The 12,116-nt window shown below is 43.1% G+C and carries 11 protein-coding genes, 1 pseudogene and 1 other annotated feature; of the genes and pseudogenes, 2 read left to right on the plus strand and 10 right to left on the minus strand.

The window, feature by feature from the left end:
* Window positions 1-64 precede the first annotated feature (64 nt).
* The 3 genes from rpmE to AC058W_RS14925 all read right to left on the minus strand — a co-directional run bounded on the left by rpmE (window position 65) and on the right by AC058W_RS14925 (window position 2,590).
* Window positions 65-268 (minus strand): 50S ribosomal protein L31, encoded by a 204-nt coding sequence (gene rpmE / locus AC058W_RS14915; RefSeq protein ID WP_020993628.1) that lies wholly within the window; start codon window positions 266-268, stop codon window positions 65-67.
* A 221-nt stretch (window positions 269-489) separates the two neighbouring features.
* On the minus strand, window positions 490-2,070 hold the full coding sequence (gene rho / locus AC058W_RS14920; protein WP_118516578.1) for a transcription termination factor Rho: 1,581 nt from the start codon (window positions 2,068-2,070) through the stop codon (window positions 490-492).
* Between the two features lie 364 nt (window positions 2,071-2,434).
* Complete coding sequence (locus AC058W_RS14925) at window positions 2,435-2,590, minus strand: hypothetical protein (RefSeq protein ID WP_243098806.1); 156 nt, start codon at window positions 2,588-2,590, stop codon at window positions 2,435-2,437.
* A 36-nt stretch (window positions 2,591-2,626) separates the two neighbouring features.
* On the opposite strand from AC058W_RS14925, the gene AC058W_RS14930 reads away from it, so the two are divergent.
* Window positions 2,627-3,058: a transglutaminase-like domain-containing protein gene (locus AC058W_RS14930; protein ID WP_279222426.1), complete on the plus strand. Its 432-nt coding sequence runs from the start codon at window positions 2,627-2,629 to the stop codon at window positions 3,056-3,058.
* 16 nt (window positions 3,059-3,074) lie between these two features.
* A pseudogene (locus AC058W_RS14935) lies at window positions 3,075-3,674 on the plus strand (type IV pilus twitching motility protein PilT); the annotation flags it as partial.
* Window positions 3,675-3,822: 148 nt separating this feature from the next.
* Here AC058W_RS14935 and AC058W_RS14940 read toward each other — a convergent pair.
* From AC058W_RS14940 to rsxC, 7 genes are all read right to left on the minus strand, one after another.
* Window positions 3,823-4,323: a COG2426 family protein gene (locus AC058W_RS14940; RefSeq protein ID WP_117674336.1), complete on the minus strand. Its 501-nt coding sequence runs from the start codon at window positions 4,321-4,323 to the stop codon at window positions 3,823-3,825.
* Window positions 4,324-4,339: 16 nt separating this feature from the next.
* Window positions 4,340-5,395 carry a histidinol-phosphate transaminase gene (hisC, locus tag AC058W_RS14945; protein ID WP_479390256.1) on the minus strand — a complete coding sequence of 352 codons (1,056 nt, stop codon included), beginning with the start codon at window positions 5,393-5,395 and terminating at the stop codon, window positions 4,340-4,342.
* Window positions 5,396-5,717: 322 nt separating this feature from the next.
* Window positions 5,718-7,679, minus strand: coding sequence for a threonine--tRNA ligase (thrS, locus tag AC058W_RS14950; protein WP_117844160.1), 1,962 nt, complete (start codon window positions 7,677-7,679; stop codon window positions 5,718-5,720).
* A gap of 181 nt (window positions 7,680-7,860) precedes the next feature.
* Window positions 7,861-8,066, minus strand: a binding site (T-box leader).
* 516 nt (window positions 8,067-8,582) lie between these two features.
* Complete coding sequence (locus tag AC058W_RS14955; RefSeq protein WP_479390257.1) at window positions 8,583-9,284, minus strand: methylenetetrahydrofolate reductase; 702 nt, start codon at window positions 9,282-9,284, stop codon at window positions 8,583-8,585.
* On the minus strand, window positions 9,277-9,462 hold the full coding sequence (locus AC058W_RS14960; protein ID WP_479390258.1) for a hypothetical protein: 186 nt from the start codon (window positions 9,460-9,462) through the stop codon (window positions 9,277-9,279). The genes AC058W_RS14955 and AC058W_RS14960 overlap by 8 nt, the downstream gene beginning before the upstream one ends.
* Before the next feature lie 188 nt (window positions 9,463-9,650).
* Window positions 9,651-10,271, minus strand: a complete 621-nt coding sequence (locus AC058W_RS14965; protein ID WP_117844161.1) for a methylenetetrahydrofolate reductase C-terminal domain-containing protein — start codon at window positions 10,269-10,271, stop codon at window positions 9,651-9,653.
* A 1-nt stretch (window position 10,272) separates the two neighbouring features.
* On the minus strand, window positions 10,273-12,116 hold a 1,844-nt coding region (gene rsxC / locus AC058W_RS14970; RefSeq protein ID WP_479390259.1), incomplete at its 5' end, for an electron transport complex subunit RsxC.

Below are 12,116 nucleotides of genomic sequence, written 5' to 3' on the forward strand. Positions count from 1 at the left end.
TCCAGAAAACAAGAAAGGTTGAGATTTCCCAACCTCAACCTTCTCAATTTCTACTATATTCTGATTATTTGTTCAGGCCGTATTTCTTATTGAACTTATCGATACGTCCACGAGCCTGAGCTGCTTTCTGCTGACCTGTATAGAATGGATGACATTTAGAGCAGATTTCTACGTGGATGTCCTGTTTTGTAGATCCTGTTACGAATGTGTTTCCACAGTTGCAGGTTACAGTTGCCTGATAATAATTAGGATGGATTCCTTCTCTCATGATTTTCACCTCTCTGTAAAGATTCTATTTTCTATTCGTATTCATTTGACGAATTTACTATTAAACAGCTTTATGAGTATAACATATTGTCCTGTAGAATGCAAGATATTTTAAAATTTATTTAATATATTTTTTAGAAATTTTGTAGTTACTGTTCACTGATAATATCCCGCGAAGTGTTTTTGCACGAAACTGGTCAATCGGATAAAATCATCCGCTTTCTAAATAAATTTCTGCTTCTTGACTGTCTGTACAAACTCTTCATTATTTTTGGTGCGTGCAAACATATTCAGAATCTGCTCGACTGCATCTTCAGACTTCATACCGTTGAGAGCTTTTCTCATAATGTATACGGCTTCCTGCTCTTCTCTGGACAGAAGCAAGTCTTCCCTTCTCGTACCGGATTTCTGAATGTCAATAGCCGGGAATACTCGTTTTTCCTGTAATTTACGGTCGAGAACGAGTTCCATATTACCGGTTCCCTTGAATTCTTCATAGATTACATCATCCATCTTACTTCCTGTATCTACCAGAGCTGTCGCAAGAATCGTAAGACTTCCGCCCTCTCTCATATTTCTCGCAGCGCCAAAAAATCTCTTAGGCATATGAAGTGCCGCCGGGTCAAGACCACCTGAAAGGGTTCTTCCGCTTGGCGGGATGATCAGGTTGTATGCTCTTGCAAGTCTTGTGATAGAGTCAAGCAGGATCGTAACATCCTTTTTGTGCTCTACCAGACGGCGCGCACGCTCTACAACCATCTCAGATACACGTTTGTGATGTTCTGGCAGTTCATCAAATGTAGAATAAATAACTTCTACATTATCACCACGAATCGCCTCTTTGATATCCGTAACCTCTTCAGGACGTTCATCGATCAGAAGAATGATCAGGTGCATGTCCGGATTATTTCGCAGAATCGATTTGGCAACGTCTTTTAAAAGAGTTGTCTTACCTGCTTTCGGAGGAGATACGATCATACCTCTCTGGCCTTTACCGATAGGGCTGATCAGATCCACGATTCTCATCGCAACTGTTCCACCCGGTCTTTCCATTTTAAGTCTCTCGTTTGGAAAAATCGGCGTCATGTCCTCGAAATTATATCGTTTCTGACCTTCACTTGGATGGAATCCATTGATGGAAGTGACATATAAAAGGGCGCTGAACTTCTCACCCTGTGTCTTAATACGGATATTTCCTTTGATAATGTCTCCTGTTTTCAGGTTAAATCTGCGGATCTGGGAAGGTGATACATAAATATCATTTTCTCCCGGCATATAATTCTCACAGCGGATAAACCCATATCCGTCCGGAAGTACCTCCAGGATTCCATCTGCGCGTTCTCCGCTGTCAAGCTGCGCTGTCTCTGATGGAGCATGATACTGCGGTCTTTCCTGCATGCGCTCCTGATTTCTGTCCTGTACACGCTCAAACTGGCGTTCCTGACGCTCCTGATTTCTGTCCTGTGCACGTTCCGGCTGACGATCCTGGCGTTCCTGATTTCTATCCTGCATGCGCTCCGGCTGGCGCTCTTGCTGTCTGATATACGGCTGTGGTCTGATGTACTGCTGCGGTCTGGCATACTGCTGTGGTTCTTCATTTACGCCCGCACTGTCGGAAATATTTTCTTGCTGCGGCTTTTCCTGCATTGTTTCCTGTGATTTTGAAGCATTCTCCAGTTCATCTTCGTGAAGCATTCTCTCGATCAACTCTGGTTTTCTTAATGCAGAAACCCCTTTTAACCCTCTGGCCTTTGCCAATTCTTTTAAAGTTGCCAGTGATAATGATTCATACTTTTCTCTCATAAAATAATCCTCTGCCTTTTTATCCAAAAATTAATAGTCACAATTATTTTGATTGGTTTTTTCAAATTCTTATGTATCTTAATGATCTTTCTTAACAATGTTACTTATTAATGTTTCTTCGAAATTTTTCTTAATAGTGTTTCTTATGGATGTTGTTCTACATTCTTTTTCTATAACAGTTAATGGGATAATCTGTCCGAAACGACATGAATATCAGATTATGTTACTGTTCACTCTGTGCACAGTAACCAGATTATGGCAGCGTCCAAAGCCACAATATTCACATTTATCTTAGCACATCTTCTACGATTCTGACAATACTATATTATTCCAAAACGTATTTCCTGGCAAGACAATTTTAACGTCAAAAAAGTTCCTGTTTCGATTTTCCGCCAGAAGCGGCACTTACCAGGTATGCTGTTATCAGCAGATTGACGGTTCCCAGTACGCCGCTCTCTTCGCAGATACACTGGAAGTCAGCCTGAAGAATGAATTTCTTCCATTCCTTTATCCGAATCAATACGTAAATTTCACTACGGATTCCGAGTCCAGCAAACTGGCTCTCTCCATTGTCTCTGAGGATACTTCCGATGTGGATGCCCTCACAGCCATTTACAACTACGTAGTCCGGAATCTTACCTACGATTATGATCTGGCCGACAATGTCGAAGCCGGTTACCTGCCCGATGTGGATGCAACCCTGAAATCCAAAAAAGGAATCTGTTTTGACTATGCTGCCCTGACCACAGCCATGCTCAGAGCACGTGACATTCCCTGCAAACTACAGATTGGATATGCCGGCACCGTTAAGCATGCCTGGATCAATGTCTATATCCGCTCCAAAGGATGGGTTGATAAAGCTGTTGAATTCAGCGGTGACTCCTGGTCGCGCATGGATCCGACTTTCGATTCCAACAGTCAGGATGAAGAAACTATTCAGCAATACATAGGGGACGATGATAATTACAGCGTTCAGTTTACACGTTAACAGGAGGCATCACTCTCGTGAAGGACATATCATTACGTTGGAAGATCCGCTTGAGTACCTGCACCGGCATGACAAATGCATCGTCAGCCAGCGAGAAATATGCACCGATACGGAGAGTTATCTGGTTTCCCTGCGTGCTACCCTGCGCCAGAGCCCGGATGTGATTCTCCTTGGTGAAATGCGTGATTACGAGACGATTCAGACTGCCATGACTGCTGCCGAGACAGGACATCTCGTTCTCTCCAGTCTTCACACCACCGGAGCAGCAAACACGATCGGTCGTATCGTAGATGTATTCGAACCAGCCCAGCAGAGACAGATTTCCATCCAGCTGTCCATGGTACTGCAGGCTGTTATTTCCCAGCAGCTTGTCCCGGATGTGAATGGACATACGATTCCTGTCTTCGAGGTTATGCGCCTCAATCCGGCGATCAGAAATATGATCCGCGATAACAAAGTACATCAGATTGATGGGGTTATCGCCTCCTCAGCGCATGAGCATATGCGCTCCATGGATCAGAGCCTTCTGGAACTTTACAAACAGAAAAAAATAACAAAAGAAACCGCATTGAAATTTGCTTCCAATGCGGATATGCTGAAACGTAAATTACTGTAAAAAAACAAAAAGTAGTTCTTCTGTTAAACTAAACAGTTGAACTACTTTTTTAATCAGGCAGATAAAATCATCCGCTACGTGACTCTATATCGAATAGCTGCTTTGCAGTTTATCAGAAAGGGCTTAGCGACGGACTTGCCTGATTCGGTTAATGTACCAGATTTCCCACCAAGCCGTAAGAAACGATATACATAATCACCGTTGCCATAATGATTCCACAAAGAATCGCCAGAGATGATTTCTTAATATCAATCTCCAGAAGTGACGCGATCAGTGATCCGGTCCATGCTCCTGTTCCCGGAAGAGGGATTCCCACAAACAGCATCAGGCCCCAGAATTCGTATTTCTTCACCTGATCACTTTTTCTCATCGCACGGTCTTCCAATTTTATGATCAATCCTCTGAAAATCTTTGTCTTTTTCAGCACTTTGAAAATCTGCTTGATAAATAACAAGATAAACGGAATCGGAATGATATTTCCCACAATACATAATGGAATCGCCTTTGCCGCAGAAATCTTCAGAAGAGACGCTGCCAAAAGCCCTCCTCTGAGTTCCAGAAGCGGAATCATGGAAATAAGAAAAACCGCTCCCTCCGGCGAAATATATTGTGACAGATTCTGCGAGAACCAATGTACCAGTGTTTCCATTAAAACCTCCTAAATTTTATTTCAGATAATCCTTCAGAAAATCAATAAACTTCTGCATTTCTTCCTTTGTTCCAATCGTGATACGAAGGAAGTTATCAATTCTTTCCTTCGGGAAATAGCGGACATAAATATGCTGCTCTCTCAGTGCTTCGAAAAGCTCCGCTGCCGGACAGGTTGCATGAGTGGCAAAGATAAAGTTAGACTTAGAATCCTGGAAGGAGAATCCCAGCGCCTTTAATTCTTTCTTTGTCCATTCTCTCGTCTCTATGATTTTATTACATGTTTCCTCAAAGTATTCCTTGTCCTCCACTGCTGCCACACCCGTTGCAAGTGCTGTACGGTCCATCGTGTAGGAATTGAAAGAATACTTCACATCGTTCAGGAATTTGATCAGTTTCTCATTTCCGCATGCAAAGCCGATTCTCATGCCTGCCATGGAACGTGATTTGGAGAATGTCTGCACAACCAGAAGGTTGTCGTACTTCTCAATCAATGGAAGTGCTGACTGACCGCCGAAATCCACATATGCCTCATCCACAATAACAATGATATCCGGATTATGACGGATGATATCTTCCACATCCTCTAATGGCATTTCCACACCCGTCGGTGCATTTGGGTTCGGGAAAACGATTCCGCCGTTTTCTTTGAAATAGTCTTCCTTCTTTATATGAAAGTTCTCATCCAGAGCCGGTCTTTCATATGGAATACGGAACAGATCTGCCCATACGTCATAGAAAGAATAGGTAATATCAGGAAAAAGAACCGGCTTCTCTGAGTTAAAGAATGTCAGAAAACTCATGGCAAGAACATCATCAGAGCCTACTCCCACAAAAACCTGCTCATCTTTTAAATGATAATTCTGTGCGATCGCATGTACCAGATCTCCCGCTGCCGGATCCGGATAAAGTCTCATGGTATCGGTATCCATACCTTTAAGTACTTTCTCCACTCCAGGTGCCGGAGGATATGGGTTCTCATTTGTATTTAATTTGATCATATCCGGTTGGGTTGGCTGCTCACCTGGTGTATATGGTATTACTTTACGGACGTTTGCTTCCCAATTGCTCATTTGTCTAATTCCTTTCCTGCTTGATTCACTCTGCTCTCATTAAGTCAACTTCTGTTTATTCACTACTGCAATCCGGCAGAGACCACTTATCTGCTATTGTAAGCATCCTCAAACTATTTGTCAATTATATTTGATGTAAAGCCGTACCGAATATCTTGTCTTTTAAGCATATTCACGCTCAATAACGTCACGTTTACGCTGGCATTTTAACCATCTAATGAGTATGCCCCGATACTTGAAATTAACAATAACAAGAAAAAGCAGGGGCTGTTTTTAGTCCCTGCTTTCCTCTTCGTAACAATACAATGCTTGTAGATACAAATTATTTATTCTCTTCCTGAACTTCAATCTTACGAATAGTCTTATTCTTGATTTCTTCTTTGATTGCTGCAAGGAAGTCGTCAAGTTCTTTCGTTCCTTCATCGCCAAGGTAACGGCTTCTTACAGAAACTTTGCCTTCTTCTTCCTCTTTAGCACCAACGATGAGCATATATGGAACTCTTGCAAGACGTGCTTCACGGATCTTGTAGCCCATCTTTTCGGAACGCTGGTCAACGGAGCAGCGGATTCCGTTTTCTTTTAACTGTGCTTCAACTTTGGCAGCATAGTCGTGGAATTTCTCGGAAATCGGAACGACACGAACCTGTTCCGGGCAAAGCCATGTTGGGAACATACCTGCATATTTCTCAATCAGCCATGCCAGTGTTCTCTCATAACATCCCATGGATGTACGATGGATGATGTATGGACGCTGTTTTTCGCCGTTTTCGTCGATATAGTACATATCGAACTGTTCAGCAAGAAGAGCATCCCACTGGATTGTGATCATTGTGTCTTCTTTTCCGTATACGTTCTTGGCGTTGATATCAACCTTAGGTCCGTAGAATGCAGCTTCTCCGACATCCTCTGTAAATGGAATATTCAGCTCTTCAAGCATCTGGCGGATATGGCCTTCTGTCTCTTCCCATACTTCCGGTTCACCAATATATTTTTCTCTGTTATTCGGATCCCATTTGGAAAGATGGTAAGTTACATCTTCTTCTACGCCGAGAACCTGCAGACAGTACTGAGCAAGTGCAATACAGTCTTTGAACTCTTTCACCATCTGGTCTGGTCTTACAATCAGATGTCCTTCAGAAATCGTAAACTGACGTACACGTGTCAGACCATGCATTTCGCCGGAATCCTCGTTACGGAACAGAGTAGATGTTTCACCGTAACGAAGTGGCAGGTCACGGTAGCTGTGCTGTTCAGCTTTGTATACATAGTACTGGAATGGGCATGTCATTGGACGAAGTGCAAATACTTCTTTATCTGTTTCTTCATCTCCGAGGACGAACATACCGTCTTTGTAATGATCCCAGTGACCGGAAATCTTGTAAAGATCACTCTTAGCCATTAATGGAGTTTTGGTTCTTACATAGCCACGTTTTGTCTCTTCGTCTTCAATCCAACGCTGAAGTTCCTGCATGATGATGACACCGTTTGGCATGATAAGCGGAAGTCCCTGTCCGATTACATCTACAGTTGTAAAGATTTTCATCTCACGGCCAAGTTTGTTGTGGTCACGTCTCTTTGCTTCTTCCATCTGCTCAAGATGCTCTTTCAGTTCATCTTTGGAAGCATAAGCTGTTCCGTAGATACGTGTCAGCATTGCGTTCTTTTCGCTGCCTCTCCAGTAAGCGCTGGAAGAGGAGAGAAGCTTGAATGCTTTCACGCCTTTTACGCTCATAAGGTGAGGTCCTGCACAGAGATCTGTCCAGTCTCCCTGAGAATAGAAGGAGATTTCTGCTCCATCTGGAAGGTCTTCCACAAGTTCTACTTTATATGGCTCGTTTTTCTCTTTGAAGTATGCAATGGCGTCTTCTCTTGATTTTGTGAAACGCTCGATTTTTGCGCCTTTTTTGATAATCTTCTTCATTTCTTTTTCGATTGCATCCAGGTCATCACGGGAAAATGGAGGACAGTCGAAATCATAGTAGAATCCTGTATCGATAGAAGGTCCGATAGCAACCTTTGCATCCGGATATAAGGTCTGTACTGCCTGAGCAAGTACGTGGGATGCTGTATGACGAAGAACTGCAAGTCCCTTCTCATCTTTGGCTGTGAGGATGTTTAATTCGCAGTCACTGTCAAGAACTGTTCTTAAGTCAACAACTTCTCCGTTTACTTCTCCTGCACAGGCTGCACGTGCAAGTCCCTCGCTGATGTCGTAAGCGATGTCGATTACTGATTTAGCTTCGGCGTATTCTTTTTTTGAGCCGTCTTTTAATGTTACGATCATGGTCATTATCTCCTTTTTATAATTTGTTTTTATATTTTTCAGATGCACACTGACTTATAGTACAGCATGCCAATCCAAAATATATAGCAGAATTTCTTAAAAAATTTCTGCCGGTGCTTTTGTACTGCAAAGGGGCAAAAGAAAGAAATAAAAAAAGTCCCCTACAGTACGGTTAAATACTGTAGGGGACGAGATATCATATACTCGCGGTTCCACCCCGATTGTTCTGTCTTATCAGAACCACTTCATTTGATGGTAACGGAATCACCGGACTGTATTAAAGTCACTCAGAGGTGGTCTTCGGCTGGTTCGCGATAAAATGCTTGCACCAAAATGCATTTCTCTCTGTAACGTTTCTCAGCGTACTCTTCTCTTCAGCGTGTTGGTCTTTCTTATCTTTTCTGCCGCCTATTATAAACTTGAAGAATAAATTTGTCAATCATCAAAATGCTAAAAATGTTACTGTTCACTCCGTTCACAGCAACACGCTTCGCGATGCACAGAATTTATGCTAATCGCATAAATTCGCGCGGTATGTCTCGGGATTTTGGCATATTCATGCCAAAACACCTCGCGGAATAGTGGAGTGTGAACAGTAACCTAAAAATTACTGTTCTCACGATTCCGTGATATACAATACTCCTTAGGTTTTGCACAAAGAGATTCATATTTTTACATTACAAAGTGTCTTGCTGCAAACAAAGTGAACAATAAAGATATAATACAAAAAGCTGCCCGTCCACATACATTTTCATATGTGAACAGGGCAGCTCCTCATGTACTTTTTATGATATATCTCAGTTCAATTACCTTATAATCTCAATGTCTGGCGGATATTTGTAATCCGCTTTCGCTATCTGGTCCTATACCAGATAACAGATTCGGCTAATTTCCTCGTAAAAATCAGATCTCAGCCAGTTTCAGCAGATCCGGGATCTTGGATTCCCAGCCAAGTGCCATGATATGTACACCCTGACAATATGGCTTGCACTCTTTGATGATACGTGCGGCGATCTCAACACCTGTGATACCTGCTTTTGTCTTTTCTTTGTCGGCTTTGAGTTCCTCGATCATCTCATCCGGAACGTGGATACCGGCAACGTTGTTGTTCATGAATTTAGCCATTCCAGCGGATTTCGGAATGATGATGCCAACCTGTACCGGTTTTCCGAACTGTTTTGCTTTCTCCATGAATTTGATGAATTTCTCCGGCTCAAATACAGCCTGTGTCTGGAAGTAATCTGCACCTGCTGCAACTTTTCTTTCCATCTTTGCAAGCTGTGCATCAACGGAGTCGCTGCATGGAGATACAACAGCACCTTTGGAGAATTTAGGCGGCTCACCAACCAGTTCATTTCCGCCAAGGTCTACACCGGATTCCAGAAGCTTCACTGTGTGAAGAAGGGATACGGAATCAAGGTCAAATACCGGTTTTGCCTGTGGGTGATCACCCATCTTTGTATGGTCGCCTGTCAGACAAAGAATATTCTCAATACCAAGCATTGCTGCACTTAAAAGGTCAGATTCCAGAGCGATACGGTTTCTGTCACGGCATGCAAGCTGGAAAATCGGATCCATACCGGCATCCTTAAGAACCTTACACATAGCAAGAAGATCCAAGACGCATAACAGAAGACTGGTTATCTGTTACGTTAACTGCATGAACATCTTTTAGATAAGTTTTGGCTTCTTCTACCAGCTCATCCACATGGATTCCTTTTGGCGGTCCCACCTCTGCAGAAACTACAAATTCACCACGATCGAATAATTCTTTCATTTTCATTGTACATTACTCCAATCAATATAATTAATCTTGAATACTGTCCACTCCATTTATATACATTCCACAAAACATAACTACAAAGCATATCTGCAATACTCATACAATGCTCAAATATTCCGGCCTTATGCCCTATATATAAATCCGCGCTGCAATTCTAAGTGAACAGTATCGTAACTTATGCTTCTATATTATTTCACATCATCATCTGTTGCGAAATTATGAATCTGTGTCGGGCATTTCAGCAGATCAAGGCGTCCGATCTCTTTCAGACGTCTGTAGATGCGCTCCCATCCACATTCCATATCGCTGTCCACTTCGCATTTGCCATTCTTGGAACCGCCGCACTGGCCGTTTACAAGACTCTTGGAACATGCTGTGATCGGGCAGATTCCGCCGGTAAGGTTCAGATAACACTCACCACACTGATCACATTTATACTCTAACGGTGTCACGCCCTGGAAACCAGGTACCGGATATGTATCGCAGGCTGCGCATACTTTCTTGTCATCCAGATATTCTGAAATGGTCTGTACACCAACACCACAGGAGAATACTAAAACAAGATCAGACTCTTTGATCTTATCCATATGTTTCTTAAGACGTAACTGCATATTTTCCGGATTACAGATATAATCCGTTGTCATAATTCCTGTCACATTTCCTTCAGCGGAGAGCTCCTTCTGAAGTTCGACAGCTTCTTTTTCCGGAAAACGAACTTCTTTACATCCATGGCAGTTAATGATGAAAACTTTCTTTCCAGCTGTCAGTGATGTGATAGTTTCTTTTGCTTTTAACTGGGTTATTAACATATTACTTCATCCCCCTTACTGCATTTTTTCCGGCTTTGATACTGTTAATGATCGGAATCTTGGAAGAACAGATATACTGACAGCATCTGCACTCAACACAATCCATAACGCTCATGTCTTTCATAGCCTGCCAGTTCTCTTCCTTCGCATATTTCACGAAATACAGTGGAGAAAGTTCCATCGGACATACATCCACACAACGTCCACACTTGATACATGGCTGCTCTTTCGTCTCGTCTGTATCGATCGCGATAATACCGTTGGAGCCCTTCATCATAGGAACTTCCAGAGTACTCAGAGGGAATCCCATCATAGGTCCACCCATCTTAACAAGTACATCATCATCTGTAAATCCACCACAGTAATCGATCAGCTCTTTTACGCTGGTACCGATCTTGATGATAAAGTTGCCCGGGTTCTTAATCTTCTCGCCTGTTACAGTTGCAACACGCTCAACCAGAGGCATACCTTTCTGGATCGCATCGGAGATTGCTTTTACGGTACTGATATTATCTACTACAACACCAACATCTGCCGGGAGTCCGCCGCTTGGAACCTTTCTGCCCATAACGCGCTTGATGAGAGTTTTCTCAGCGCCCTGCGGGTATTTGGTTCTTGCAACAAATACTTCCATATTTCCGATATTAGCAACTTTTTCCTGCATTAATTCGATGGCATCCGGCTTGTTATCCTCGATAACGATGATACCCTTCTCGGCACCTGTTGTCTTAAGGATTGCTTTCAGACCAAAGATGATGTCATCTGCAAACTCAAGGAGAACTCTGTGGTCAGCTGTAAGAAGCGGCTCACACTCACATCCGTTGAGGAGAATGGTATCAACCGGTTTCGCCGGTTTCAGTTTGACACATGTCGGGAAACCTGCGCCACCCATACCAACGATTCCTGCTTCACGGATGATGTCGATAATCTCATCCGGAGTCAGGCTGTCGAGATCACCATGTGGCTGTACGGATTCGTGCAGAGTATCTTTTCCATCCGATTCAATAACAACAGCCATCACTTCACTGCCTCTTGTGCCATGCATACGAGGCTCAACAGCAACTACGGTTCCGCTTACGCTGGAATGTACCGGAGCACTGATAAATCCGGCAGCTTCACCAATCTTCTGTCCGACTTTGACAGTGTCACCTACCTGAACGATCGGGTTCGCCGGTGCGCCCAGATGCTGTGACATGGAGATTACGAGTGTCTTCGGCTCAGGGAATCTCTTAAGTGCGATATGCTCGCTTAATTCCTTGCGCTCTGACGGATGAACACCACCATAATATCCATTCAGTCTGTCGTCTCTGATTGATTTCACATAATCGTTGATCACTTTGAAATTAACTTTAGAGAAATCACGAACCTGTACCGGCTGATTAAGGAATTCCTCGAGACGGCCCTGTTTTGCCAGTCTCTGATAAATCTTCTCCCATGCACAGTCTTTATTCGGATCTACTTCACATTTGCCATTCTTAGCTCCGCCGCACTGTCCATTGACAAGACTCTTAGAACAGTCGACAATAGGACAGACACCTCCGGTAATATTCAGATAGCACTGTGCACATGCGTCACAGCTCTTCTTTGTAAGTGCCATGCCATGATGTCCTCTGTAATTCAGAGTATTGCTTGCTGCAACAACCGGCTTACCAGCCAGATCTGCAACTGTCTGAATACCAAGACCACAGGAGATCACTACTACATTCTCTGTACCTTCCGGTATCAGATCCTGTAATTTTCTCTCTGTGTGCATCTTGTTACATAAGAAATCAACTTTCGCACTACCTGTGACAGTTTTTCCCTCTGCTGCGGCAAATTTCAGGAACTCATCGCAATCCGGTTCGT

The sequence above is a fragment of the Blautia sp. CGZ-1-C1 genome (genome assembly GCF_056504575.1).

Coding starts and splice junctions, on each gene's coding strand:
- rpmE (WP_020993628.1), bottom strand. CDS start 268: ATGAGAGAAGGAATCCATCCTAATTATTATCAGGCAACTGTAACCTGC.
- rho (WP_118516578.1), bottom strand. CDS start 2,070: ATGAGAGAAAAGTATGAATCATTATCACTGGCAACTTTAAAAGAATTG.
- AC058W_RS14940 (WP_117674336.1), bottom strand. CDS start 4,323: ATGGAAACACTGGTACATTGGTTCTCGCAGAATCTGTCACAATATATT.
- hisC (WP_479390256.1), bottom strand. CDS start 5,395: ATGAGCAATTGGGAAGCAAACGTCCGTAAAGTAATACCATATACACCA.
- thrS (WP_117844160.1), bottom strand. CDS start 7,679: ATGATCGTAACATTAAAAGACGGCTCAAAAAAAGAATACGCCGAAGCT.
- AC058W_RS14955 (WP_479390257.1), bottom strand. CDS start 9,284: ATGTGTAAGGTTCTTAAGGATGCCGGTATGGATCCGATTTTCCAGCTT.
- AC058W_RS14960 (WP_479390258.1), bottom strand. CDS start 9,462: ATGAAAATGAAAGAATTATTCGATCGTGGTGAATTTGTAGTTTCTGCA.
- AC058W_RS14965 (WP_117844161.1), bottom strand. CDS start 10,271: ATGTTAATAACCCAGTTAAAAGCAAAAGAAACTATCACATCACTGACA.